The 26487-nt window shown below is 63.9% G+C and carries 21 protein-coding genes; 7 read left to right on the forward strand and 14 right to left on the reverse strand.

The window, feature by feature from the left end:
• A partial coding sequence (locus H7841_01250) for an EAL domain-containing protein (GenBank protein ID MEO5335509.1) occupies window positions 1–2433 on the reverse strand: 2433 nt, incomplete at its 3' end.
• A gap of 9 nt (window positions 2434–2442) precedes the next feature.
• Window positions 2443–2889, reverse strand: a complete 447-nt coding sequence (locus tag H7841_01255) for a response regulator (protein ID MEO5335510.1) — start codon at window positions 2887–2889, stop codon at window positions 2443–2445.
• Window positions 2890–3021: 132 nt separating this feature from the next.
• On the opposite strand from H7841_01255, the gene H7841_01260 reads away from it, so the two are divergent.
• Complete coding sequence (locus tag H7841_01260) at window positions 3022–5097, forward strand: molybdopterin oxidoreductase family protein (GenBank protein ID MEO5335511.1); 2076 nt, start codon at window positions 3022–3024, stop codon at window positions 5095–5097.
• Window positions 5098–5393: 296 nt separating this feature from the next.
• On the opposite strand, the gene H7841_01265 is transcribed toward H7841_01260, so the two are convergent.
• From H7841_01265 to H7841_01290, 6 genes are all read right to left on the reverse strand, one after another.
• The gene (locus H7841_01265) at window positions 5394–6776 is read right to left on the reverse strand and encodes an HlyD family type I secretion periplasmic adaptor subunit (protein MEO5335512.1); all 1383 of its coding nucleotides are present in this window, start codon (window positions 6774–6776) and stop codon (window positions 5394–5396) included.
• Window positions 6776–9055, reverse strand: a complete 2280-nt coding sequence (locus H7841_01270) for an ABC transporter transmembrane domain-containing protein (protein MEO5335513.1) — start codon at window positions 9053–9055, stop codon at window positions 6776–6778. The genes H7841_01265 and H7841_01270 overlap by 1 nt, the downstream gene beginning before the upstream one ends.
• A 5-nt stretch (window positions 9056–9060) precedes the next feature.
• Window positions 9061–9252 carry a hypothetical protein gene (locus H7841_01275; protein ID MEO5335514.1) on the reverse strand — a complete coding sequence of 64 codons (192 nt, stop codon included), beginning with the start codon at window positions 9250–9252 and terminating at the stop codon, window positions 9061–9063.
• Window positions 9249–10955 (reverse strand): peptidase domain-containing ABC transporter, encoded by a 1707-nt coding sequence (locus H7841_01280; protein ID MEO5335515.1) that lies wholly within the window; start codon window positions 10953–10955, stop codon window positions 9249–9251. Before H7841_01280 ends, H7841_01275 begins: the two co-directional genes overlap by 4 nt.
• Before the next feature lie 242 nt (window positions 10956–11197).
• Window positions 11198–11953: a DUF2927 domain-containing protein gene (locus H7841_01285; GenBank protein ID MEO5335516.1), complete on the reverse strand. Its 756-nt coding sequence runs from the start codon at window positions 11951–11953 to the stop codon at window positions 11198–11200.
• A complete protein-coding gene (locus tag H7841_01290) occupies window positions 11950–13050 on the reverse strand; it encodes a hypothetical protein (protein MEO5335517.1) in 1101 nt (366 codons plus the stop codon). The genes H7841_01285 and H7841_01290 overlap by 4 nt, the downstream gene beginning before the upstream one ends.
• An 89-nt stretch (window positions 13051–13139) precedes the next feature.
• On the opposite strand from H7841_01290, the gene H7841_01295 reads away from it, so the two are divergent.
• Window positions 13140–13664, forward strand: a complete 525-nt coding sequence (locus tag H7841_01295; GenBank protein MEO5335518.1) for an amino acid-binding protein — start codon at window positions 13140–13142, stop codon at window positions 13662–13664.
• On the opposite strand, the gene H7841_01300 is transcribed toward H7841_01295, so the two are convergent.
• The 3 genes from H7841_01300 to pdxH form a co-directional block, all read right to left on the reverse strand.
• Window positions 13661–14575 (reverse strand): class I SAM-dependent methyltransferase, encoded by a 915-nt coding sequence (locus tag H7841_01300; protein ID MEO5335519.1) that lies wholly within the window; start codon window positions 14573–14575, stop codon window positions 13661–13663. The genes H7841_01295 and H7841_01300 overlap by 4 nt on opposite strands.
• A gap of 68 nt (window positions 14576–14643) precedes the next feature.
• Window positions 14644–15579 carry a cation diffusion facilitator family transporter gene (locus H7841_01305; protein MEO5335520.1) on the reverse strand — a complete coding sequence of 312 codons (936 nt, stop codon included), beginning with the start codon at window positions 15577–15579 and terminating at the stop codon, window positions 14644–14646.
• On the reverse strand, window positions 15576–16166 hold the full coding sequence (pdxH, locus tag H7841_01310; protein MEO5335521.1) for a pyridoxamine 5'-phosphate oxidase: 591 nt from the start codon (window positions 16164–16166) through the stop codon (window positions 15576–15578). The genes H7841_01305 and pdxH overlap by 4 nt, the downstream gene beginning before the upstream one ends.
• 153 nt (window positions 16167–16319) lie before the next feature.
• Here pdxH and H7841_01315 point away from each other — a divergent pair, with 153 nt between their 5' ends.
• On the forward strand, window positions 16320–16796 hold the full coding sequence (locus tag H7841_01315) for an RT0821/Lpp0805 family surface protein (protein ID MEO5335522.1): 477 nt from the start codon (window positions 16320–16322) through the stop codon (window positions 16794–16796).
• Between the two features lie 39 nt (window positions 16797–16835).
• Window positions 16836–17705: a J domain-containing protein gene (locus H7841_01320; protein MEO5335523.1), complete on the forward strand. Its 870-nt coding sequence runs from the start codon at window positions 16836–16838 to the stop codon at window positions 17703–17705.
• Window positions 17706–17721: 16 nt separating this feature from the next.
• Here the strand turns inward: H7841_01320 and H7841_01325 are convergent, their stop codons facing one another.
• Together H7841_01325 and H7841_01330 are read right to left on the reverse strand one after the other, a co-directional pair.
• The gene (locus tag H7841_01325) at window positions 17722–20949 is read right to left on the reverse strand and encodes an efflux RND transporter permease subunit (protein ID MEO5335524.1); all 3228 of its coding nucleotides are present in this window, start codon (window positions 20947–20949) and stop codon (window positions 17722–17724) included.
• A gap of 12 nt (window positions 20950–20961) precedes the next feature.
• Complete coding sequence (locus H7841_01330; GenBank protein ID MEO5335525.1) at window positions 20962–21993, reverse strand: efflux RND transporter periplasmic adaptor subunit; 1032 nt, start codon at window positions 21991–21993, stop codon at window positions 20962–20964.
• A 126-nt stretch (window positions 21994–22119) separates the two neighbouring features.
• On the opposite strand from H7841_01330, the gene H7841_01335 reads away from it, so the two are divergent.
• The gene (locus tag H7841_01335; GenBank protein ID MEO5335526.1) at window positions 22120–22323 is read left to right on the forward strand and encodes a DUF2892 domain-containing protein; all 204 of its coding nucleotides are present in this window, start codon (window positions 22120–22122) and stop codon (window positions 22321–22323) included.
• 24 nt (window positions 22324–22347) lie between these two features.
• Here H7841_01335 and H7841_01340 read toward each other — a convergent pair whose 3' ends face one another.
• Window positions 22348–23097 (reverse strand): helix-turn-helix domain-containing protein, encoded by a 750-nt coding sequence (locus tag H7841_01340; GenBank protein ID MEO5335527.1) that lies wholly within the window; start codon window positions 23095–23097, stop codon window positions 22348–22350.
• A gap of 197 nt (window positions 23098–23294) precedes the next feature.
• Between H7841_01340 and H7841_01345 the strand changes: the two genes are divergently transcribed.
• Window positions 23295–25607 (forward strand): DGQHR domain-containing protein, encoded by a 2313-nt coding sequence (locus H7841_01345; GenBank protein MEO5335528.1) that lies wholly within the window; start codon window positions 23295–23297, stop codon window positions 25605–25607.
• On the forward strand, window positions 25604–26473 hold the full coding sequence (locus tag H7841_01350; protein ID MEO5335529.1) for a Dam family site-specific DNA-(adenine-N6)-methyltransferase: 870 nt from the start codon (window positions 25604–25606) through the stop codon (window positions 26471–26473). Before H7841_01345 ends, H7841_01350 begins: the two co-directional genes overlap by 4 nt.
• The last annotated feature ends 14 nt before the right edge of the window (window positions 26474–26487 follow it).

Raw genomic sequence — 26487 nt, forward strand, 5'->3', positions numbered from 1 at the left:
GATCGACAGCAGGAACTGGCGGAAGGTGGCGGCGTCCATGGGGCGGCCGAACAGGTAGCCCTGGACGTAATCGCAGCCGTGGGTGCGCAGGAAGGCCAGTTGCTCCAGGGTCTCGACGCCCTCGCCCACCACCTTGAGATCCAGGCTGTGGGCGAGCGCAATCACCGCCGCCGCCAGACGGGCATCGTCGGGATCGGTGGTCACGTCGCTGACGAAGGACTTGTCGATCTTCACCGTATCCAAGGGGAACTTGCGCAGGTAGCTGAGCGAGGAATAGCCGGTGCCGAAATCGTCCACCGACAGCCCCAGCCCCGCCGCCTCCACCTGATGCAGCCAGTCCACCGACTCCCGGGTGTCGCCCATGATGAGGCGTTCGGTGATCTCGAAGGTCACCGCATCGGGGGGCAGGCCGGATTCCTGCAGGATGGCGACCGTGCGCATCGCGGTCAGACCGCGCTTGACCTGGATACTGGACAGGTTGACCGATAGCTTGAACAGCGGCAGTCCCTCGTCCCGCCAAGCACGCACCTGCTTGAAGGCATCCCGCATGATCCAGTCGCCAATCTCCAGGATCACGCCGGTGTCTTCCGCCACCTGGATGAAGTCCGCCGGCATGATCAGGCCACGTTCGGGATGGCGCCAGCGCACCAGGGCCTCGGCACCGGACAGCTTCTCGGTCTCCGTGTCGATGATCGGCTGGTAGTGGATTTCGAATTCGTTCCGGTGCAGGGCATGGCGAAGGTCGTGTTCCAGCGTCATGCGGGTCAGCGCCTGCTCGTCCATCTCGGGAGTGAAGAACCGGTATCCGTTGCGCCCCGATTCCTTGGCCTTGTACATGGCCATGTCGGCGTTGCGCAGCATGGTCGCCGGGTCGGGCGCATCATTGGGATAGATGGTTATGCCGATGCTGGCGCCGATGAAGGCTTCGTTGCCGTCCAACTGGAAGGGCTTGCCGATGCTTTCGACGATCTGTTCGGCCACCACGGCGGCGTCCGACCCACGATGGATTTCGCGCAGAATGACGGTGAATTCGTCGCCACCCAGGCGGGCCACGGTATCGGCCTCGCGCACACAGCCCAGCAGGCGTTTGGCCGCCTTCTCCAACAACATGTCGCCGAAGGCATGGCCCAGGGTGTCGTTGACCACCTTGAAGCGGTCCAGATCGATGAACAGCAGGCCCACCATGGTGCCTTCGCGGCGCCCGGTGATGACCGCGCGGCTCAAGCGGTCAAGGAACAAAGTACGGTTGGGCAGGCCGGTGAGCGCGTCGTAATTGGCCTGATAGCGGATGCGTTCCTCGTCCTGCTTGCGCTTGGTGATGTCGCTGAAGACCGCGGCGTATTCCAGGACCTTGCCGTCGCCGTCGCGGATCGCCGTGATCGACAGCCACTCGGGAAAGACCTCGCCGGTCTTGCGGCGATTCCAGATCTCGCCCTCCCAGTGGCCGACGTCGTTGATGTGGTGCCACATCTGCCGGTAGAACTCGGCGTCGTGCCGGCCCGAGCTGAGCATGTTGGGAGTCTTTCCCACCACGTCGTCGGGCATGTAGCCGGTTACGCGGGTGAAGGCCGGGTTCACCGCCTTGATGTTGTTGTGGGCATCCGACACCATGATGGCTTCGTTGGTGGTCTGGAAGACCGTCGCAGCCAGGCGCAGGCCTTCTTCCGCCTGCTTGCGCTCGGTGATATCGCGGATGACCAGTTGCACCGCCGGCCGCCCCTCGAAGACGATGGGGCTACCGCCGACCTCGACCGGGACCATCACGCCATCGTAGCGCTGCAGGGCCTCCTCGCGGTAGGAGGCCTCGCCAATCGCATCGGGAGGGTCTGTCAGGGGACTGGTGCCATCCACCGCGAAGGCGGACTCGGGATGGATCAAGCCCGCCACGGGCCTTCCCACCAGATCGTTCGCCTTCGCCGCCGCCAGAAGCCTTACCGCCTGCCGGTTGGCGAAGACGACAATCCCGTCGCGGTGCGCCAGGATGGCGTCGGGGGACAGTTCGACCAGACCGCGGTAGCGGTCCTCGCTTTCGCGCAACGCCTGCTCGGTGGCCTTGCGCTCGATGGCATAATAGATGGTCCGCCGGATCAGGTTCTCGTCGCCCTGGCCCTTGACCAGGTAGTCCTGGCAGCCTTCCTGGACGGCGCAGAGGCCCACCTCCTCGTCGTCGAGGCCGGTGAAGATGACGATGGGCAGGCCGGGCGCCGCCTTGCGCACGGCACGCACCGTGTCCATGCCATGAGAATCGGGCAGAGACAGGTCAAGCAGCACGGCGTCGGTAGGCTTGTCCCGGACATGGTCCAGCGCCGCCGCCAGGGTCTCCGCCCAGGTCACTTGGAAACCGCCCACGTCCTGCAGCATCACCTGAATCAGGCGCGCGTCGCCGGGATTGTCTTCCACCATCAAGAGCCTGATTGCCGGCTTGTGCAGCATGGCCGGCCTTTACCGGGGCACCACGGTGACGACCCGAAGCCAGAAGGCCCCCAACGTCTCCAGGGCCTTGGCGAACTGGTCGGCATCGGAAGGCTTGGCAATGTAGGCGTTGGCGTTCTTGAGATAGGTCTCCATCACCGCCGCGTCGGAATCGAGAGTGCCCAGCACCACCACCGGCAAGCGGTGGTTCAGGGAGTCGTTCTTGATTTCGGACAATACGTCGCAGCTTTGCGAGCACTCGGGCATGGCAATATCGAGAATCACCAGATCGGGGCGCGGACGCCCCTTGAACTCCCCCTCCTGGCGCAGGAAAGCCAAACCGTCGCGCTCGCAATGAACCGTATGGACCGTATGGGGAATGCCGCTCTTGCCAAGCGCCTCGGCGATCATCCGCGCATTCGCGGGATCGTCTTCGATGACCAGAATTTCGATGGGCCTGCCTTGGCTGCGCAGCATGCCTTGACCATCCTTGGAATGCGTCCATCGGTTCTATCGGGTCGCGGCCCCCAAGTCCAGCTTTAGCCCGCCTGCCAGGCATGTTGAAATCCCCCTTCAGGCGTTCTAAGCCTTGGCGGAAGGAGAAAAGCTTTGCCTGCGTCCCGCCGCCCCGATCTGCGCCCGCCCACCGACGGCCTTGTGCGTTGCGTCTGTCCGCACGATTGCGCCGACACCTGCGGCGTGCTGGCCCATGTGCGAAGCGGGCGGCTGGTCAAGGTGGAAGGAGACCCCGACCATCCGGTGACGCAGGGGTTCCTTTGCCGCAAGCTATCCCCCGCTCCGCAGCGGGTCTACGGCGGCGAGCGCCTCGCCACACCCTTGCGCCGCTGCGGTCCCAAGGGAAGCGGCGAATTCGAGCCGCTTTCCTGGGAAGCCGCCATCGCCGAGATCGCCGCGCGCTGGAAAGCCATCATCGCCAAGGACGGGCCGCTCGCCATCCTGCCCTTCTTCGGATCGGGCACCGAGGGGCTGGTGCACGGCGAGATTTCCGGCAAGCGGTTCTTCAACCGCCTGGGAACCCTGCAGCCGATTCGCACCATCTGCACCCGGGCCGGCCGAACCGGCTACAAACATACCATGGGCACCAACGTGGGCGCCGACCCGACGGCCCTGGAAGGCATCGATCTGGTCGTCGCCTGGGGCCTGAACGCCGCTTCGACCCATATCCACCAGCATCCCTTCTTCCGGCAGGCGGCGCGCCGGGGCGCCCGCTTCGCCGTGGTCAATCCCCTGGCGGTGGCAGGGGCCGAAAAGGCCGACCTGTTCCTGCGCCCCCGTCCCGGCACCGATGGCGCCCTGGCGCTCGCCATGATGAACGTCATCGTGGCCGAGGGACGCCACGACCAGAACTTCGTTACCCGTTTCACCCACGGTTTCGAGGCCTTCCGCGAACGTCTGGCCGACTATCCGCCCGAGAAGGTGGCGACCATTGCGGATATCCCGGCCGAGGAGATCCGCGCCTTCGCCCGTCTCTACGCCGCCCATCCCCGATCCTTCGTCTTCGTCGGGCCAGGCTGCCAGCGCCACAGCAACGGCGGCATGGCGTTGCGCACCCTGGCCTGCCTGCCGGCGCTGACCGGGGCGCTGGCCCACAAGGGCGGTGGCCTCTATTTTCCGACCAGCACGGTCTTCCCCGCCGACTTCCACCCCTTGACCGGCGACGAGCTGCGCCCCAATCCGGCGGCGGGCTACAACATGATCCACCTGGGTCGCATGCTGGAAGACGGCCGCAGCCGCAGCCTCTACGTCTGCATGGGCAATCCGGCGACCGTTCTCTACGACCAGAATCGGCTGCGCCGGGGCTTGGCCCGCGAGGACCTGTTCACCGTGGTGCACGACATCTACCCGACCGACACGGCGCGCTTCGCCGATATCGTGCTGCCTTGCACCACCCAGTTCGAACAGGCCGACCTGCTGTTTTCCTACTACCAGCCGAGCCTGCTGCTCACCCGCCCGGCCATCGCACCGGTGGGGGAGGCGCGTTCGAACCAAGCGGTGTTCAATGCCCTGGCTGCGGCGATGGACTTCGACGATCCCTGCTTCCGCCAGGACGAATGGGACGCCATCGAGGAAATCCTCGGCCTGCCCGCCTTCGGTGGCCTGGACCGGGAGGCGCTGCTGGATAAGGGCTGGGCACCGGTGTCCTACGACGACGCGGCGTCCTGTGTCGCCAAGGGATGGTTCCCGACGGCCAGCGGCAAGGTGGAACTTTGGTCGTCAAGCCTGGAATCCCTCGGCTTGGACCCCCTGCCCCACTGGCGGCCTCCCCACGAAAGCCGGGAAGGCTCGCCCGACCTGTTCGCCAGCCATCCCCTGGCCTTCCTGACGCCGTCGGCCCATTCCATCCACAATTCGAGCCAGGGATTCGCGCCCGGATTCGCGCCGGACGAGAAGGAGCCACGGCTCCATATCCACCCGGCGGACGCCGAACCGCGCGGCATTCGGGACGGCGACCGGGTCAGAGTGTTCAACGGACGCGGCGAATGCATCCTCAAGGCCCGGGTTTCCGAATTCACGCGACCGGGCGTAGTGGCCAGTCCCGGCCAATGGTGGGACCGTCTTTACGCCAAGGGCTCGCCCAACCACACGACATCCGACACGCCGGCCGACATGGGTGGCGGTTCGTCGTTCAATTCCAATCTGGTCGAGGTGGAACGGAACCCTTGATCTTCGCCGGGCAAGCGGGTGAGGACGGAGGGGCATGGCATGGCTTTGCGTTTCGTTCCGATCCCGGCCGTCCTGCTGGCCGCACTCGCCTGGGCGGGGAATTTTCTCGAAGAGAGCGACCGACGGGATATGTAGCAAAGTGTAGAGCGAGGGCTCCTGGTGAGCCTGCTTGCCGTTGGCCGCCCAGCCGTCGCGGCGCAACTGCGCGGCGATCTGCCAATAGCCGCAGGCCCGGTGTGCCAGCGCCAGGCGCTGGATGGTGTCGCGCAGCGCGGTCTCTTCCACCCGTGGCGCCTTCACCGCTCGCGGAACGACTCGCTGATCGAGCTATATACCGGCTTCAGCAAATACTGCAGCAGGGTCTTCTTGCCGGTGGTAATGTCGGCCTGAACCGTCATGCCGGGGAGAACCCGATTGCGTTCGGGGTCGAAGCCGACGTAGTTCCTGTCCAGGGACACTACGCCCCGGTAATAGGGCTGGTTCTTATCCTTCTCGTCGAGAAAGGTTGAAGCCGAGATATCCTTCAGCTCCCCGGTAATGCCGCCGTAGCGCGCGTAGTCGTAGGTCGTCACCTTGACCTTCACCGGCTGGCCCACCCGTACATGGCCGACGTCCCGGGTGGAAATCTTGGCTTCGACGATCAACTCCTTTTCCAAGGGCACGATTTCCAACGCCACGCCGCCCGGCGGAATGACACCGCCGACCGTGTGGGTCTTCATGCCCTTGACCACCCCACGCACCGGTGCCCGGACCTCCAGGCGCCGAACCCGGTCGTCGAGCTTGGCGAGGGATTCGTTGACCTGGGCAAGTTCCGCAGTCACCGTTCCCATTTCGACCATCGCCGTTTCACGCAAGGTCGTATCGAGTTCGAGGAGCTTCTGGGTGGCCTCGTTAAGGGATTCGAATGCCCGCGACCGCTCGGACTGCAGCTTGGACAACTCGCCCTGCTGGACGTTCAACTCGCGCTTGATGTCGAGGTACAGTACTTTGGTGGTAAGCCCCTGTTTCAGCAGGCTATCCCGCAGCCGGAATTCCTCCTGCAACAACGACACGCCTTGGCGAAGGGTGGCCTCCCGGTCCCTCAGCAAGGAAATATCGGACTTTTTCTGTTCGAGTTGCTTCAGCAGGACCTCGCGCCGGTTGTCGCGCGACGCGATCTGGCTTTCGTAGATGGACTGCTGGTCCAGGATCAGGCTGGGATATTTCTGAGCTTCCGGAATCTTGGAGAAGTCGGGCTTCACGCCCGCGCCGACCGATCGCAGGCGTTCGGCTTTCAGCCCCAGCCCGATCGCGCGGGCGCGCATCTGCTCGTGCTCCGAATAGGCGGCCTGGGGATCCATGCGCAGCATCGGCTGGTCGCGCTCCACCAGATCGCCATCCTGGACGATGATCTCCTTGATTATTCCGCCCTCCAGGTGCTGGACGGACTGGATCTGGCCGCTGGGAACAACCTCGCCCTGGGCGACCGCGACTTCCTCGACTTCGGTGATCGCCGCCCATCCCAGAAAGGCCGCCACCACCGTCGAGATGGTGAGGGTCGCGACCCGGATCAGGCCCGACGACCCGCCTTCCTCCAGCAGCACCGACTGGGCGAGGAACCGGCTCTGCCGGTCGCCGCGCTTGACGGGGGCAAGTGGCGGCGGCGCATCCACCTTGACGATATCTTGACCCAACGGCATCACAGGAAATCCTTCGGCATTTGAGCGCGCACCTCGGCCGCCGGGCCGAAGGCGCGCAGGTGGCCGCCGTCCAACCAGATGATCAAGTCGGCGATCTTCAAGTGGCTGGGACGGTGGGTGACGATGAAAGACGTGGTCTGCCCCTTCATTTCCTCCACCCGGCGCATGAAAAGCTTGTCGCTGTCGAAATCGAGGTTGTTGCCGGGCTCGTCGAACAGCATGACCGGCGACCGCTTCAGGTAGGCCCGCGCCAAGTTGAGGCGCTGCATGAAGCTGGCGGGCATCTGGGATTGCCCGGTGTCGCCGATGCGCACTTCGAACCCGCTGCGCTTCCACTTCCCGGAGCCTTGCTCCATGGCCAGGATGTCCTGCAGAACGCCCGCCTGATCCGCCGCCCAATGCAGATCGGCATCGGTGGCGGTGGGTACCGCCAATCGCATGTTCTGGGCGATAGTACCATAGAAGAACTGGGGAACCTGCGGAGCATAGGCCAATGTATAGCGCAACTCGATGGGGTCCATCTGGCGGATGTCCATGTCGTCCAGGCGAATTCCGCCCGCCTGGGCACCATACATTCCGATCAGAAGCTTGAGGATGGTCGACTTACCCGAGCCGTTGCCGCCCACGACGCAGACCACTTGACCGGGTTCCACATCGAAGCTGACGCCAACCAGCGCCGGATCGCTTTCCGGCGAGTAGCGAAGGGACACGCGGCTGAAGGTCACCCGCCCCCGGATGCGGCGTACCGGGCGCACTTCGGCGCCCGTTTGGCGTTCCGCTTTCAGGTTCATCAGGTTATTGATCTGGTTGATACTGGATCGCACCTGGGTCAGCCGGGTCAAGGTAAGGAACCCGGTCTGTAGCGGGGCCAGGACCCGCCAGACCAGCATCATCGATGCCACCAGCCCGCCCATGGTCATGCTGGCATCGAAAACCTTGAAGACACCGTAGGCTACCGTCGAGGTTCCGGCACTGATCATCAGGACATGGGAAATGGTGTTGTTGATGGCCGATATCTCGGCGGTACGGTAGCCGGCAAGGGACGCCTTGGCCGATAGGTCGCGGTAGCGCGCCAACCAGATCCGCTCGGCCCCGCAGTACTTGATCGCGCGCATGCTGTTCAGGGCCTCGATCGAGAACTCCTGCTTGCGCGATCCATAGCGCGCCCCTTTCGACACGGCTTGGCGCACGAACGGTGCCATGACCGCGCCGCAGATCACGAACAACACCACCATGATCACCGGCACCACGGCGACGGACCCGCCCAGCGAGGCGATCACCGCGATGAAGATGATGACGAAGGGAGCTTCGAAGAACACCAACGCCATGGGCCCGGTGAAGAATTCGCGCACGTTTTCGAAATCCTTGATGCGCGCCACCTGGGCGCCGATGGCGGCGCGTTCGGTGAAGGCGGGCGGCAGGAAGAGTATCTTCTGGAACACCGAGCTGCCGACCAATGTATCGAGCCGGGCCCCGACGAAGGCCAGTATCTTGGCCCGCAAGCCCCGCAACACCATGTCGCAGGCGATGGCGATGCCGACACCGATGGAAAGGTAGGCCAGCGTTCCCATGGAACCGGTGGCGATCACCTTGTCGTAAACGGCCATGATGAACAACGGCGTCACCAGAGCCAGGAGATTCAGGATGAAGGTCAGGCCGAACGCTTGGTATACCAATGGGACGAAGCGGTCGGTGACGCTTTTGAACCATCCGGTTCGTGTCTGGTGGACGAGGTCCTCCTCGTCGATGCGGGTGAAGAAGTAGGCCGTGCCCGGCAGCGAACGGCGGGGCACCACATCGAACTGCGCCTTTCCTCCATCGAAGACCCGAATCCCGTCCTTCTCCAGTCCCAGCAGCACCAAGGCCTCGCCGTCACGGGGCAGGAACAGGCACGGCATGTTGCGCGGGTCGATCCGCCCCAGGGAGATGTCGAGGGGCCGGCTCTCGAAATGCAGATGGGCGAGGATGTTTCGAAAGGAGGTGATATCCAGTGAGTCGATGAAATGCGGCACGGACTCGGCCACGTGGCGCGGATCACCCCGCCAATTCAACGCTTCCAGCAGCGGCGCAACGCAAGCCGCCAGATCGGTGGCGACCTTGAGATGCGACAGCCCAACCGCAACCCGGCCACCGGTCGCCACCGCAGGCGTCGGCGGAAGTGGCGACGCCGCGGCGGGCAGAGGCGCCGAACCGCCAAGCCCCTGACCGTAAGACGGCTGGGCGCCGCCGGACTGTGGCGCCGCTTCGTCGGCCTCGATCTTGGACAAGAGCGACGACATGCCCCCTACCCTTTTCTCGACTCGCCGCCACCCATGGGGAAGCGCGGCTTCTTCAGTCTATCGGGCAGCATGACGACCCGGCCGGCCGCCATGATTCCACCGATTTCGGCGGCGGCCGCGGCCGGCAGGTCGCCACCGCTCCCGCCTGCACCGGCCGGAATGTCGATGGCCTCGATCTTCAACAGATCCATTCTCATGACGGTCTGACCTCGATGATGGGACCGCCAACCGGCGCCGCCGGCGGTTCCTGCGGTACACGCGGCACGAGAACCCCGGCCTGGAGGTCGTAAACCTGATCGGCCAGCTTGAGCAGGGACGGGCGGCAGCTTACCAGGACAAGGGTCACCCGGCCCTTGAGCTGTTCCAGGAGGTTGCGCAGCATGGTATCGCCCGCGCCGTCCATGGCCGTATTGGCTTCGTCGAACAGAACCAGACGTGGACGGTCGACCAAGGCGCGGGCAATGGCGATGCGCTGCTTGATACCGCGCGGCAACGAGTCGCTGCCGCCTTCTCCGACCTTGGTGTCGTAGCCATAGGGCATGTGCGAGACCACGTTGTCCAGCCCCAGGTAGCGGGCGATCTCCAGAGCGCCTTCCTCGCGATCCGGACGGAACATGGTGATGTTCTCCAGGAGCGTACCGTTGAACAGCGCCGCCTCCTGCGGAAGGTAGCCGATCTGGGAACGCACGCTTACCGGATCGAACTCGGAAAGATCGAGGCCATCGATCAGGACTTGGCCTTCCACCGGCTTCAGAGCCCCCATAAGCAGGTACAATAGCGTCGTCTTGCCGCTGACGTTACCGCCCGAGATGCCGATCGCCTCGCCTTGCCGGATGCGCAAGGATACGTTCTTGACGATATCGGGCATCATGTCGCCGTCGCGGGTCTTGCCGTAGTTGAAGGTCACGTTGCGCAATTCGATATCGCCCGACAGCTGCGGGAATTCGGGCAGGCCGCGCTGGGATTCCGGCTTGATCTCGAACAGGCCATGGACGCGCTCGCGCGCCAAGCGGATGGTTTGATAGCGCGTCCACATGCCGACCGCCTTCTGCAGCGGGGACATCGCCCGGCCAGCCAGCATGGTGCAGGCCGCCAAGCCTCCCACGGTCAGGCTCCCGTCGATCACCAGGGTCGACCCGAAGCCCACCACCGCGAATTGGGTCAACTGGGAGAAGAGGGACCCGACGGACAGGGCACGGGCGCTCTGCAGGGCGACGTCATGGTTCCAGGTGGCACAGCCTTCCTGAAGGCGTTCGTAGCGGCGGAGCATCTGCTCCTCCATCGCCATGCTCTTCAGGGTATGGATATTGCCCAGGACCTCGATGATGAAGTTGAAGCGGCGGTCGTCGGCGGTCGAACGCCCCTCCAGGGCCGCGCGCAGCTTCTTGCCGACCATAAGGGCAGACAGCAGGAAGGCCAGGCCGATGACGATGGGCACCCAGGCCAGCCAACCGGCCAGGTAGGCCATGACTCCGATGAACAGCACGGCGAAGGGTAGATCCAAGAGGTTGAGGATCGCCTGGCCGGAATAGAACTCCCGCAAGGTGGTCAAGGCCTGCAGGCGCTCCAGATGGGCGCCGGAGCCCTGACGTTCGTACTCCACCAGATTGGCGTTGAGCAGCCGGTCGACGGCACTGCACCCCGCCAAGTGATCGAAGCGCGCGCCCATCCAGGCGCTGACGAAGGACCGCGCGACCCGCAGGATGCCCTCCAGGATCAAGGCGCTTCCCACGCCGATGATCAGCAAAGACAGGGTCCCGGCCGCATTGTTGGGAACGATGCGGTCGTAAATCTGTAGCAGGACCAAGGGCATGGCCAGAGAGAGGATATTGATGAAAAAGGTGGAAAGCACCATATCCATCATACCGCCAGGCATGACGGCCAGCGTCCGCAGCTGCATAGGACTCGATCCGGTAGCGCTACCCTTGGCCATGCCAAACCTGCTTCCGCGGTCACTTTCAGGTCCAGGCGAACCTGCGTCCGCACACGCGGACACATCTCCCCCCATTCCTAAGTACCGCCCCGGCCTTTAAGAAACAGTTAGCGCTTGCCGGCCCCACCGGGCAACCCACCAAGAACGATGGAAAACCGAAGATTTCCGTCGGAAATGGGACATCAGGGTACGCGGAGCCAGACCCTCGGTCAACGTCCGGGCGAATCGAGGGGCATCTGCAGGTCAAGCTCGGCGACGATCGGTCGGGCCATTTCCAGCGCCCGCGCCCGCGGCGTACCGGCAGGCAAGCGAGGATCGTAAAGGGTCCGCAGCAGGATACGGTCGGGCCGCGAGAGCGCCCGGAGGCGGTCCTTGTCGCTGAACACGGAAGGCCGCAGATCGTCGCTGTCGTTAGGCAGACCCAGAGCCTGCGTGAATTCCTCCAGAAGGCAGGCGTCCAGGTGATCGGGGTTGCGTTCGACGTTGGCCACGATCACCGCCTTGACGAAGGTCTCCGGCGGCTTGCGGAAGGACAGGAAATAGCATCCCCCGGATGCCGCCATGCGGCCTACCAGGGCCGGATCGACGTTGGGAAGCTGAATCTTGTCCATCTCGTCGCGCTTGACGAAGACCAGGTCGATGTCGGCTTGCCGGTCCTTTTGGGCAGCGCCGCCGAAGACGTCGAACTTCAGGCGCGTCAGATTGGCGATTTCGCGCAGATGCTTGACGAACATCCGGACATGGTCGTCGGTGTACCTCCCCCGCAGCCCGACCGAAATCTCGCGGTCGGTCGGCCATTTGGCAACCACCTTGGCGGCCAGGGACTTGTCGACCTCCGCCCCGAAGACGATGGTGTCGAAATAGCGCAGGATCTCGTCGACGCCAGGCTTGCCGCCCGCCGGATCGGCCTGCGCGGCACCGGCCATGAAGACCAGCAGGAAGACCGAAAGAAGACGGCGGATCATGGCTTGGCTCCCTTGCCGTTGAGCAGTATCCAGGACTTGAACGCCGCCTCGGCCATTGGCCAGTAGGTCTGGAATTCCTTCTGCGGCGCCTGGTAGGACAGGATGTGCGCCACCGGTCCGTCGGGACGCGGCAGCACGATGGTCGTCTGGCGGTGGCGTTGGCCCTGGTTCAGATATTCGACAAGGAACTGCAGGCCTTCGATGCGTACGCCGGCCTTGTCGTAGACCCAGGCTCCCTCCCCCAGGTAGATGGTGGACAGTGCCGGCTGTTCCAACTGCTGCTTGAGGCCGCCGTACACGGCCTCGGCGGCCTCGGCGGGGGTCGCGGCGGCGGGGGGGCGCACGTTCTGGATCGTGATGCCGACCGCCTCGTCGCGGGCCCCTTCCCGTCCTCCCAGCGCGACCGAATAGGAGGTGGGCCGGCTGACCGCCCAATCGCGCGGAAAATCCAGTTTGTAGCCCAGCGTCTCGTCGCGGAAGCTCTGGGTGGCGGGGCCCACACCCACAGCGGGGCCGGGCCGCTTTCCCGGGCCGGCCGCCATTTCCTCCGGAGCCGGCTGGAAGGTCGCCAGGATATCGTCTAGGGCGGGCAGCAGGCTGTCGAATATGTGGGGCATCGCCAGGAACATGATGACGAAATCGGTGCGGGCGCCCCGGACGATCAAGACCTTGATCCGCGCCCCCGGCCCCTCGTAGGTGGCCCCTCGGGCCGGCAACCCTGCCACGGCGGCGTCGGACTCGCGTAGCTTGCGTTCCCAGGGCTTGCCCGGCCCCAGGAACTCCCGCTCCAGGCGAACGATCATGGCCGGAAGAGGGACGCCCGGACTGGCGTCGTTGGTTTGGATGTTGAGAATATAGTTCCGCTTCGAGCGGATCACCGTATCCGCCCGCGGCCCGCTCTCCGAAATCCGCGACTGTCGGTCGGGCATCAGGAAATAGAGTCCGTGGGGGTGATGGTACGGCCCTTTGTGGAGACGCTCGGACACCTTCGGCGGTACCGACGGGTAGGTATCCCACGGATTATCCGCAAACGCCGACGCGGCCCACAGGACCGCCGCCATCGCCAGGCCAACGCTGTTGCGCAACAGTTGCCGCATGCCGCCCCCGCTTTCGGGGATCGGACCATAGCACGAAACCAGAATTCTGCTATAGTCGGCCGCGCGATCAACCAGGGCAGGCCAGGACGATGACCAATACCGCATGGATTTCGATCTCCTGCCAGGACCGGGTAGGGCTAGTGGCGGAGATCGCCGGACGGATTTTCGACCTGGGCGGCAATCTTGGAGATACCACCTTCTCGGTGCTTGGCGAAGGGGCGGAGTTCACCTCGCTCTGCGACTTTCCGGCCTCGGTCGCGCCGGGGGCGGTGGAAGCCGAACTCAAGACCCTGCCGGAACTGGACGGCGCCCAGGTCTCGGTGCGCCATTTCGATCTGGCCCCCGTGCATGGCCCGGCCGGCCAAGTGACGCATCGCATCGCGGTGAGCGGTGGCGACCGCCCCGGTTTGGTGGCGCGGCTCTGCGAGGTCTTCGTGCAGTTTCACGCCAACATCGTTCGTCTGCATGCCGAGAAGATTCCAGGCCCCGGCGGCGGCCAATATGTGGTCAACATGGCGGTCAACATACCGCCCGATGCCACCCAGCGCTGCCTGGCCACCATCGCCAACACGGCTGGCGAGCTGCGCCTCGACTGCCACTGGGAAGCCGTCTAAACGGGCTTGTGCGCCACCGCCGCCATCGAAGCGGTGGCACCCAGGCGATCCTGCAGGAGGACCAGCGGCAGCGCCGCCAGCATCAGGGCGGGATAGATCGCCGACCGGCCGCCCTTCACGGACAGGCCGGCCTTGTCGGCCAACCAGTTCTGCCAACCCATGGCCCAGCCGAAAATCTGTGGCGTATTCTCGATGGCGATGCCGGCGAACCCGACGCCTTCCAGCAGGATGGCTGCATTGGCACCGGAAAACAGGTAGGTGTGCCGGGGAAAATGGATGCCGCCCCACCAGCGCCCGAGCAGCCGGAAATCGAGGCAGGCGGTGTTGGGCATCTCGATGTAGGCGTGCCCGCCGGGCTTGAGCAGTTCGAGGACCCTCGCGAGGAGAGCCCGCGGGTCGGCCACGTGCTCGACCACGTGATTGAGCACGACCAGATCGAAGGACCCGGCCCGAAGCGGCGCCTCGTCCAGGCCGCCCAGGACGATGTTGCGGCCCAGCGCACGTCCGGCCGCCACGGCGGAAGCATCGGTCTCGACCCCGGTCACCGTCCAGCCGGGCATGGCCGCCTGCATCTTGGCGACCAAGTGCCCGGCCGAGCACCCCACGTCCAGCACCGCCGCCGCCGGTCCCGCGAGTTGGGCGAAGCGGCGGATCAGGCGCCGGTCGTAAAGCCCCGCCAAGCGGCTGCGCAGCGACCTTTCGGTCGCCAGGCGGGTATTGGCATAGTCCGGGGTGTAGAAGGTCAGCAGGGTCTCCGGGGCGGGCATGGGATCGAGGCGCAGAAGCCCGCAGTCCGGACATTCCACGATGTCGAGGGCGGGCAGCGCCAAGCCGTATTCCAGGTCGTGCATTCCGCGATGGCGAAGGCGCCAGCGGCGCGATCCGCAGACGATGCAAGAGACGTCGGTCATGCCCCCAGACTAGCGGGATATGCCTCGCTTGGCGAGCGCTCTCGGGGACCGCCTGGCCGACAGGCCGCTTACCGGAATACGACGCGCCGTTCCTGGACGCCTTGCGGGTCCTCGTGGATGAGCACCTCGGCGTTCGGATAGGCGGCTTCGATCTTGTACATGACCTGCTCGGCGATCTCGTGCGCCTCGGCCAGGGTCAGGTGGCCGGGCATTTCCAGGTGCAATTGCACGAAGGCCCGCATCCCTGCCAGCCGGGTGCGCAGGTCGTGCATGCCGATGACGCCGGGATGGCCGACCACCAGTTCGCGGATATTAAGGCGATCGGCTTCCGGCATCTCCCTGTCCATCAGGTGGTCCAGGGAATCCCGCCCGATCTTCCATGCGCCATGCAGGATGTAAGCGACGATGGCCAGGGCGAAAAGCGGATCGGCCACTCCCCATCCAAACTGGGCCACCAGGACCAGGGATACGGCCACGCTGGCATTGACCAGCAGGTCGGTCTGATAGTGCAGCGAGTCGGCCGCCACGGCCACCGAACCGGTCCGCTTGACCACCGATTTCTGGAACAGGACCAGGACAAGGGTCAGCAGGATGGACAGGCCCATGACCGCCAAGCCCACCGTGGTATTATCCACCGCCCGCGGATGGGCCAGCCGCTCGCCAGCCTGCAACAGCAGGAATACTCCCGATCCGCCTATGAACGCCGCCTGCCCGAGGCCGGCCAAAGGTTCGGCCTTTCCGTGGCCGAAGCGGTGGTCTCGGTCGGCCGGCTGCAGGGAATGGTGCACGGCCATCAGATTGACCAGGGAGGCGGCGACGTCGAGGAAGGAATCGATCAGGGTGGACAGAAGGGCCACCGAATCGGTCATCATCCAGGCGGAGAATTTGGCGGCGATCAGCGTTGTCGCGACCCCGACCGAGGCGTAGGTGGCGGCCCGCATGAGCCGTGCCTGGCCCGCATCGGGGGCGGGCGGCGCGACGTTCTGGGGTTCGGCGCTTCTCATGGAAACAGCGACTCCGCGGTCCAGCCGGATTGGCCCCGAGTATACACCACCCGGTCATGCAGGCGGAACGGCTTGTCTTCCCAGAACTCGATAAGTTCGGGGACGATGCGAAAGCCAGACCAGAAGGGTGGCCGGGGGACCGGGCCGAAGCCGAATCTGGCGGTGAATTCGGCGACCCGTCGTTCCAATTCGAACCGGCCTTCCAGGGGCCGCGACTGCTTGGAGGCCCAGGCCCCGATCTGGCTCAGGCGCTGGCGGGAAGCGAAATAGGTGTCGGCTTCCGTATCTTCCACCCTTTCCACAGGGCCTTCGACCCGCACTTGGCGGCGCAGGCTCTTCCAATGGAAGCAGAGTGCCGCCTGGGGATTGACGGCCAATTGCCCACCTTTGCGGCTTTCCAGGTTGGTGTAAAAGGTGAAACCGCGGTCGTCGACGTCCTTCAGCAGCACCATGCGGACGCTGGGCCGGCCCTGTTCGTCGGCGGTCGCCAAGGCCATGGCGTTGGGATCGTTGGGTTCGGCCTTCCCGGCCTCGGCCAGCCATTCCCGGAAACGGGAAATGGGGTTCGCGGGATCGGTGACAGTCATCACTTTTCTGCCATAATGGGGGGGCTAAATCAGGATCGAGAGTTTCCAGACGGAACGAACGTCCTCTTGGGCCATCCGTGCTTCCTGGTGTAAGGTAAGGAAGGTTCGTCCCGGCCGAATGTCAAGAACCACGCAACCGGAGATTCAGTCGTCATGATGCGCAAGCCTATCGTAGCCCTCGCCCTGGCGGGCTTTTTCCTCGCCGGCTGCCAGAGCATGCAGGACAACCCCAAGCAGACCATGGGCACATTGGCTGGTGCCGGTCTCGGTGCGCTGGCCGGCTCGCAGGTCGGCGGCGGCAAGGGCCAGATGGTCGGAATCGCCATCGGCACCCTGGCCGGCGCCTTCCTGGGAAGCGAAATCGGCAAGTCGCTGGACAACGCCGACAAGGCGATCATGCAAAAGACCAGCAGTCAGGCCTTGGAATCCACCCCGAGCGGCGTCGCCTCGGCTTGGCGCAACCCCGACTCGGGCAATTCCGGCACCATCACGCCCACCCGCACCTACCAAACGGCCCAGGGCGAGGACTGCCGCGAGTTCGAGAACAGCGTCACCGTCGACGGCCGCACGGAAAAGGCCATGGGACGGGCCTGCCGGCAGGCCGACGGCACTTGGCGGATCGTCCAGTAATGGCCTTGCACGAGTCCGGAATCCCAGGGGGTCTCGCCTATGCGAGACCCCTATGAGGTTCTTGGCGTTGCCCGCAACGCCAGCCAAGAAGAAATCAAGAAGACCTTCCGCCAGCTCGCCCGCGAGCTGCATCCCGACACGGACCCCGACAATCCCTGGGCGGAAAGCCGGTTCAAGGACATTACGGCCGCCTACGACCTGCTGTCCGATCCCCAGACACGGGCCGCTTACGACCGCGGCGATGTCGACGCCAACGGCAACCGCAAGGCGCGGCGCGCTCCACCCGGCGCCGGCACCAAGGCCAAGCGGCCCTTCGACGACTTCTTCCGCCAGCGTTCGGCCCGCGATAAGGCGGGCATCAAGGTGCGCGGCGCCAATGTCGATTACCAGTTGAAGATCGATTTCCTGGAAGCCGCCCGCGGAACCGTCAAGCGGGTCGGCATGACCACCGGCAAGCATCTGGAGGTGCGCGTCCCGCCCGGCACCCGCGACGGGCAGATGTTGCGTCTCAAGGGCCAGGGCATGCCGGGGCTTGGCGGGGCGGAACCCGGCGACGCCCTGATCGAGATTTCCGTCGCCCTCCATCCCCAGTTCACCCGCAAGGACGACGACCTTCACAGCAACCTGCCGGTCACTCTGGCCGAGGCCCTGCTGGGTACCAAGGCGGAAGTAGCGACCGTCGACGGCCCGGTGGTGGTAGGCATCCCGGCCGGCTCGAACACCGGAACCATGCTGCGGCTCAAGGGCAAGGGACTGGAGCACGCGGGCGGCGAGGGCCGCGGCGACCATTACGTTACTCTCCAGGTGGTGCTGCCCGCCAAGCCCGACGACGACCTCGTGGCCTTCGTCAAGAAGTGGTCGGCAAAACACCCTTACGAAGTCCGCCCGCGCAAGGTGACGGCGGAATAGACCGGGTTCCGCCGTTCTATTTCCCCGGCAGCGGCCCCCCGTCGTCGCGGAAGACCACGTAGAGCGCCGGAATCACCAGCAGGGTAAGCGCCGTCGACGAAGCCAGGCCGAAGACCATGGAAATCGCCAGGCCCTGGAAGATGGGGTCGGCCAAGATGAAGGCGGCGCCGATCACGGCGGCCAGCGCCGTAAGGAAAATCGGCTTGAAGCGGATGGCTCCAGCTTCCAGCAGGACCTCGCGCAGCGGCCGGCCATGGTTTTCGGGATGGCGGACGAAGTCGACCAGCAGGATCGAATTGCGCACGATGATGCCGGCCAAGGCGATGAAGCCGATCATCGAGGTTGCGGTGAAGGGCGCCCCCAGCAGCCAGTGGCCGAACACGATGCCGATCAGGGTCAGGGGAACCGGCGTCAGGATGACCAGCGGCAGGCGGAAGCTGCCGAACTGCCCGACCACCAGGAAGTAGATGCCCAGCAGGGCGAAGGCGAACGCGATCCCCATGTCGCGGAATGTGACGTAGGTGACCTCCCATTCGCCGTCCCACAGCAAGGTGACCTTCGATTCGTCCAAGGGCTGGCCGGCGAAGCGGATTTCCGGCGGCCCGCCCGGTCCCCAGTCCAGGGTCTTCAGGACCTCGCCCACCGCCAGCATGCCGTAGAGCGGCGCCTCGAAGCGACCGGCCAGTTCGGCGGTCACCACCTCGGCGGCGCGGCCGTTGTGGCGGAACAGGGGATAGGAGGCTCTTTCGCGCTTCAGGCGCACCACGTCGCCCAGTTCCACCACCCGCCCCGAATCGCCCGCCTCGCCGGGGGCGGGAACGGGGGTGGCGAGCAGGCGTTCGCCCAGGGCCAGGCCTTCCTTGGGCAGGCGGACGGCGATCTCGACCGGGTTCACTCCGCCGCCCCGGTGCGAATAGCCCACCGACACCCCGCCCAGCAGGGCTTGCAGGGTATCGTAGAGCGCCTGTTCCTGCACCCCGTGGAATTCCATGTTCTCCTGGTCGATTTCCAGGCGCAGGCGTTCCGCCGGCTGGCCCATGAAGTCGTCCACGTCGACCACGAAATCGACCTTGCGGAAGGCGTCCTTCACCTTGCGGGCGGCGACGCGGCGTACCTCCTCGTCGGGGCCGTAGATCTCGGCCAGCAGGGTCGCCAGCACCGGCGGTCCGGGCGGCACCTCGACCACCTTCAGGACGGTGCCTTCCGGCAGATCCAACCCGGCCAACAGGCGACGGACTTCCAGGGCCACCGCGTGGCTCTTGCGGTCGCGGCGGTCCTTGGGCGTCAGGTTGAGCTGCAAGTCGCCCATCCAGGGCTTGTCGCGCAGGTAGGTATGGCGGATCAGGCCGCTGAAGTTGAAGGGCGAGGCCGTCCCCGCGTAAGCCTGCATGTGCACCAGTTCGGGCAGGCCGCGCAGGCGGCCGGCGGCGGCCATCAGGACCCGTTCGGTGTCTTCCAGGCTGGAACCTTCCGGCAGGTCGGCCACCACCTGGAGTTCCGACTTGTTGTCGAAGGGCAGCAGCTTCACCGTCACGTGCTTGCTGGCGAAGGGCAGCAGCGAGACCAGGGTCAGGCCGGCCACCGCCAGCAGAAACGCCAGCGCCCGGCCCCGCCCCACCAGCAGGGGCCCGGCCACCTTCAGATAGAAGCGCCCCAGCGCGCCGATCTCGTGATGGCCTTCCGGCTGCGGCTTGCGGCCGTCGACGCCGGGCAGGTCGCGGCCCCGGCAGCCGATGCGGCAGAGCAGCCAGGGCGCCAGGATCACCGCCACGAAGAAGGAAAACAGCATGGCCGCCGATGCGTTGGCCGGAATGGGGCTCATGTAGGGCCCCATCAGGCCGGAAACGAACATCATGGGCAGCAGGGCGGCGACGATGGTGAGCGTCGCGACGATGGTCGGATTGCCGACCTCGGCCACCGCTTCCACCGTGGAATCGAACAGGCGGACGTTGCCGCCTTCCTTCCAGCGCCGGACGATGTTCTCCACCACCACGATGGCGTCGTCGACCAGGATGCCGATGGAGAAGATGAGCGCGAACAGGCTTACCCGGTTCAGCGTGTAGCCCATCAGCCAGGCGGCGAACAGGGTCAGCAGGATGGTCGTCGGCACCACCACCAGCACTACCAGCCCCTCGCGCCAACTGAGCGCCAGGGTGACGAGGGCGACGATGGACAGGGTGGCCAGAAGCAGGTGGAACAGCAGTTCGTCCGATTTCTCCTTGGCCGTGTCGCCGTAGTTGCGGGTGACCAGCACTTCGACGCCCGGCGGCACCAGGTGGCCCTGGACGGAGGCCAGGCGCTGAAGAGCCTCCTTGGCCACCAGCACCGCGTTGGCGCCCTGGCGCTTGGCGATGGCGAGCGTAACGGCGGGCACCGGCCCTTCGTCCTTGCCCAGATGCCAGACCCGGTCCTCGCCCGGCTCCGCCCCCACCACAACGGTCGCCACGTCGCGCAGATAGACCGGCCGGCCGTCGCGGGCGGTAATCAGCAGCAGGCCGATGTCGGGCATGCCTTGCAGAGTCTGCCCGGCCAGCACGGGCAGGCTGCGGCCGCCGTCGCGCAGGTTGCCGACCAGGAAGGAGCGGTTGGCGTTCCTCACCTTCTCGACCACCTGGTTCAGGGTGACGCCGTAAAGGGACAGGCGTTCCGGGTCCGGCTCGACGCGGATCTGGTCGTGGCGGCCGCCGACGATGAAGGTCAGGCCGACGTCCTTGACCTTGACCATCTCGTGCAGCAGTTCCTCCGCCACATGATAGAGGCCGTTGTCGGTCCAGCGGTCCGCGTGGCCGGCCTGCGGCTTGAGCGTCAGGGTGACGATGGGCACGTCGTCGATGCCGCGCCCGACGATCAAGGGTTCCGGGATGCCCATGGGCAGCCGGTTCAGGTTGGCGCGGATCTTCTCGTGCACCCGGACCATGGCCCGTTCCTGGCGCGTGCCCACCTGGAAACGGGCGGTGACCAGGACGCGGTCGTCCTCGGACTGGGAATAGACGTGCTCCACCTCGCCGATGCCCTTGACGATGTCTTCCAAAGGCTCGGTGACCAGTTCGATGACATCGGCCGCCTTCAGGCCGTCGGCGCGCACCAGGATATCGACCATGGGCACGCTGATCTGGGGTTCCTCCTCGCGCGGCAGGGCCAACAGGGCCAGGATGCCGATCGTGATCGCCGTCAACAGGAACAGCGGCGTCAAGGGCGAGCGGAGCGTGGCGCGGGCGATGGACCCGGAAAGACCCAGTGTCATGGCGTCCCGCCCCTACCGGGTCCCGGCTGCCAGGACGTCGCCGTCCTTCAGGCCGGAAAGGATTTCAAGGCCGCCGTCCAGCATGCGGCCGGGCTGGACCACCGCCTCGCGGCCGTCCTTCAGGCGCACGAAGCTGACGCCGTAGCGCTGGAAGACATAGGCGGGCGGCACCAGGATGGCTTCGCGTTCCCCGGCGGACACGAAGACCTGCACCCGCTCGCCGACGAAGAAGTCGCCCAGGTCGGGAACGGTCACGTCGGCCACCACGCGGCCCTGGCGGATTTCCGGATAGACCTGCCGCACCAGGCCGGACTTGCGGGGCTCCCCCCCGTCGGCGGCGGTGGCGCCCAGGCCGCGTTCGCCCACCAGGACGGTATCTCCCATCTTGACGAAGCGGGCATGGCGTTCCGGCAACTGGACGCGCAGGATGTAGGTGTTGGCGGCGATGGTTGCCACGGTTTCGCCCGGCATGACCACGGAATTCCGCGAGACGGGCACCCGGATCACCCGGCCGGGCGCCGGTGCGAGGATGGCGCCTTCGTCCTTCTGTTCCTCGATGACCTTGCGCTCGGCGCGTAGCGCGGCGAGGTTGCGGGTCGTCACCTCGAACTTGCTCTGCGCCTCGTCCAGGCGGGCCTGCGGAATGGTACCCGAGGCCTTCAACTCACGCGCCCGCGCCAGGGCCGTCTCGGCTAGGTGGCGTTCGGATTCCAGGGAGGTACCCCGGGCCTCCAAAGCATCCATGCGCAGCTTCAGCTTGGCGTCGATGACCCGCGCCAGCGGCTGCCCGGCCTCCACTTGGCTGCCCTCGTCGATCAGCAACTCGGACAGCACCCCCTCGATCCGGCTGCGCGCCGCCACCATGTCCACGCTTTCCACCGTCGCCATCACGGCCTTCAGGTCCTGGACCGTGCGCCTGGCGACCGGCCATTCGTCGGCCGCCTTCACCCGGGCTACGGCGAACACCGCCCCGCCCACCAGGACGAGAACGGCCACCGCGACCTTGAGGATCAGCAGCTTGAGATGGTAAGGCAGGTTCTTCATGATGGCCCCTTGACGGAACATTAGGGTGCGCTAAATTAGGCTAGACTAATGTAATAGGTCTCGCCCGGTTTGCCCAGGGGGACCTGCTCAAAAACCCGTGAATTGATGATAGGACAGGAGAAACGGATGTCCATCGATCGTTTGGTGATGGCCTTCGCCGGCATCGCCATCCTGCTCAGCGTCGCGCTGTCGCAGTTGCACCATGTCTACTGGCTAGGCTTCACGGCCTTCGTGGGCCTGAACCTCTTCCAGGCCGCCTTCACCGGCTTCTGCCCGCTGGCCAAGATCCTCAAGAAGCTGGGCTTCAAGGAAGGCCCGGCGTTCTGCTGACCGCCCGCTAGAGCGCGTTGACATTCAGCGGGTCCAGATAAAGGCACTGACCAGGGAGAGGATGGACAGGAAGGCCCTTGGGGTCTGTTCGTAGCGGGTAGCGATGCGTCGGAAGTGCTTGATTTTGAGTAAGAACCGCTCGACGAGGTTGCGCTCGCAATAGAGGGCGTAGTCGCAGGGAACCTGGGGCGAGGTCTTTCTGGGCGGGATGACCGGAACGGCCTCCTGGGCTCGGATGGCGTCGCGGAAATCGGCGGAATCGTAGCCCTTGTCGCCGAGAACGTATCCAGCGGGAAGATCGACGATCAGGGGCTTGGCCTGGGTGAAGTCGCTGACCTGCCCCGGCACCCACTCGTGCGTCGAGCCGTCCTGGTGCAGCATCATGCCGGGCAGGGCGCGCCGCTCCCGCTTGCGCCGGTGCGCCCCGCGCCGGGAAGCCTTGGCCTTGCGGCCCTGGGCCTGGAGCGCCAGCCGCGTCCAGTTGTAGCTGTGCGGAAATCCGTGCTCCGCCACCAGCTTCTCGTGGAAATGCTTGACTGTGAAATCCCAATACCGCGTGTCGTACAACTCCAGCATCCCCATCACCCGGTCCACCGGAACTCGACGGGCCGATATCTTGCCCAGCCGGCCGTCAAGAAGGCCTTCCGCCCCCTCCGCCTCGTACCGGTCCCGCCAGCGCCGGAACGTCCGCTCGCTCATCCCCAGAACCTCCGCCGCCTCCGCCTGACGCAACTCCCGCCGCTCCACGCGGCCGTAAATCTCCGCGAACTTCATTCGCCGTATCCCTTGCAACACCTCCGTCCGTCTCATCGCCGGCCCCCTTCCTTGGACGGCCGACTTAAACCGGACAGATCACGTGTTACCTACGGCGGTCATATCATCTGTTAGCGACACAGGTCATTATCGACGGTTGCGATCCAAACACTGGCCTTGTAATATTGATCGAAAGACATGGAGGGGGGGGGCGTAGGATGCATATCTCAAACAACAAGACCAAACAGGAATTCCTAACCCCGCCACCGAGTGACGCGCACACGCTCAAGAGTGAATTCAACGAGCGGCGCAAGGAGTTCCAGGAGAAGCGCATCCCCATTGGCGAAATTGAGGGATACCTTGAGAAAGGTTGGCACCTGCAAAAACAAGATGCCAAGCATGCCAAGGTGAAGCGTCGCAAGCCAATCGATGAAAGACTGGAGAACCGCTTCTGGTGTTCAATGTATCGCCTTGGATACAATGAGCTTAATTCGGGCAGAAGCTACAACATACTCGTCTCTAAGTCTGGAGAGCCGCCAATCTACAAGCAGATTGACGTGTTTGCGAAGGATGACGAGACAGTCATTGTGGCCGAGTGCAAGTCTTGCGAGACCCCAAAGCGCCGGAACCTCAACAAGGATCTGGATCAGTTCATTGCACTCAAAGGCCCAATTGCCACCACCATCAAGCGGCATTACGGAGCGGGGTTCAAGCCGAAGATTCTTTGGTTCTTCGTGACGGAGAATGTGATCTGGTCAAAGCCGGACATCGAAAGGGCGCGTCAGAACCGTATCCATGTTATGCGCGAAAGTGAGTACCGCTACTTCAGCCAAATCATTGACCACCTGGGCTCGGCAGCAAGGCCACAGTTCCTTGCTGAGTATCTCGGCGGCGTACCCGTTCCTGAGATGGAAAACAGGACTACTCCCGCCATTCGCGGCACTCTAGGCGGCAATAAGTTTTATGCATTTGTTGCTACCCCGGAGCAGTTGCTCAAGATCGCCTTCGTGAACCATCGAGCGCTCAATGACCCGGATGGCGCACCCACGTACCAACGCCTTATACTCAAGAATAGGCTTAAACAGATCTCACGGTATCTTGGAGGCGGCGGTTTCTTTCCCAACAGCATCCTCATGAACTTCAAGGATCGTATGCGCTTCGACCCTATGGCGAACCCTGGAGATTGGCCCGTACAGTTCGGAATGCTTTATCTCCCGAACAAGTACAAGTCGGCATGGATAGTTGACGGCCAGCATCGTTTGTATGCCTTCAGCGAGCTAGAGGAGCAACGCAAGAAGGAACACCTGATTGTCGTGGCCTTCGAGAAGTTGCCTGAGGCGAAGGAGGCCAACCTGTTCGTGACAATCAACCACGAACAGAAGCGCGTACCCAAGAACTTGCTCGATGAGCTGGAGGGCGAGCTCAAGTGGGGCTCGGATATCCCCAAAGAGAGAATTGGAGCCATAGCTTCCCGCTTGGTCGCACTTGTGAACAGTGACAACTCCAGTCCGTTCTATCAGCGCGTAGCCACTCCCGGTATCAAGCAAACCGATGAGGTGCCGCTCACCGTTCCGGAGTTTAAGATCGGGCTCCTGGCCACCGACCTTCTCGGATCTGAGATCCTCAGAGGAAAGCAGTACAAGCATGGTCCGCTTTGCGGTGAGGATGACAAGGCAACCCTGGACAAAGCGGCAGACGCTCTGAATGGGTACTTTGGCCTGCTTTACGAAGCACACCCTGATCGGTGGCAGAAGGGCAAGCAGGGATACTTGTGCTCAAACATCTCGGTGGGTGGGCACATTCGGCTACTCAGCGCACTGATCAACTACGTACAGGAAAAAACCAAGCAAAATCCCTTGCAGCTTGAGGGCATGGAACTGGTCGATCAGCTCAGGCCATACCTTCAGCCTGTTCTCGACTACATTGCCAACGCGACTGACGAAGAATACGGCAACCGCTTCAAGCCGAAATTCGGTTCTGGCGGCGCGGTCGAGCACTACTATAAGCTATGCGAGTCAGTTGCGTCAGAAACGAAGGACTTTGAGCCAAGCGGTTTCTCTGAATGGCGGCGGAAAGCGAGTGAAGATGACACGAAGTTTGCCGACGACGCCGTGAAGCGACTTCAGAAACTAATCCATGACGTCGCCATTTCCATCCTCAGGAAGGCGCATGGGGACAAGTATCTTGAATCTTCTGTTGCCAACGACCAGATAATGATAAAGGCCTACGCTCGACAGCTAGAGGCTAAAAAGAAAGGAGAAGATAACGATATCGATGTCTATTTTGATCTTCTCGAGTTCAAAGAAATAATTGAGCACAAGAATAACTGGCCGATCTTCAAGGAAGTATTTGACATCGAGATGCCGGGCGACAAGGGGCACGCAAAGAACCTCCGCTGGCTCGTGGAGTTGAACACCGCTCGGCGTGTGAGTGCACATCCTGCAGGAAACCGGAACTACAAGCCGGAGGACGTAACGTTTCTTCGTTGGCTTGACGGAGAGTTGCGTGCACGTGCGGGGGCACAGGCATGATCTCACAGCCGTCCGGAATCGTCATACCCTTCCTGAAGTGGGCCGGTGGGAAAAGGTGGTTCTGTGAGCACCACCCGGGCCTCTTGCCGAAGTTTTCCGGAAGGTACATTGAACCGTTTGCGGGGAGCGCAGCCCTCTTCTTCTCCGTGAAGCCGGATCGCGCATTGCTCACTGATTTGAATGCTGAACTCGTAATCACTTACCGCGCCGTACGTGATGAGCCAAGAAAGGTTCGCGAGTTGCTGGAACTTCATCACCGCCAACATAGCAGGGAGCACTACTACAACACTCGCTCCGCAAAACCCATTAATCCAACGGAACTAGCCGCGTGGTTCATCTATCTCAATCGCACCTGTTGGAACGGCCTCTATCGGGTTAACCTTAAGAACGAGTTCAATGTACCTATTGGCACCAAGACTAAGGTCGTTCTCGATACGGATAACTTTGATGCCGTCTCAAACGCACTGAAGCGCGCAGATATCTGGCAGTCCGACTTTGAGAACACTATCGACATCTCTGGCGATGGAGACTTCGTGTTCGTTGACCCGCCATACACCGTTAAACACAACCTTAACGGTTTCATCAAATACAACGACAAGATATTCTCGTGGGCCGACCAAGTGCGCCTGCGCGACGCCATTGCTAGAGCGACCGAGCGTGGTGCGCTGGTTATGGTGCTAAACGCAAACCATCAGTCCATCCGTGAACTATATGCGGACCTTGGCGTTCAGCAGCCGCTAACCCGTGCTAGCGTTTTAGCAGCGGATGCCACGTGCCGATCTCGGGTAGAGGAACTTGTCGTGCGGTGTTGGCATCAGCTGCCTGAAACCTCGCCCTCGGTTATGGCAGTGAATGCTCATTCATGACGAGAACCGACATT

This window comes from Magnetospirillum sp. WYHS-4 (assembly GCA_039908345.1).
Classification (GTDB): Bacteria; Pseudomonadota; Alphaproteobacteria; order Rhodospirillales; family GLO-3; genus JAMOBD01.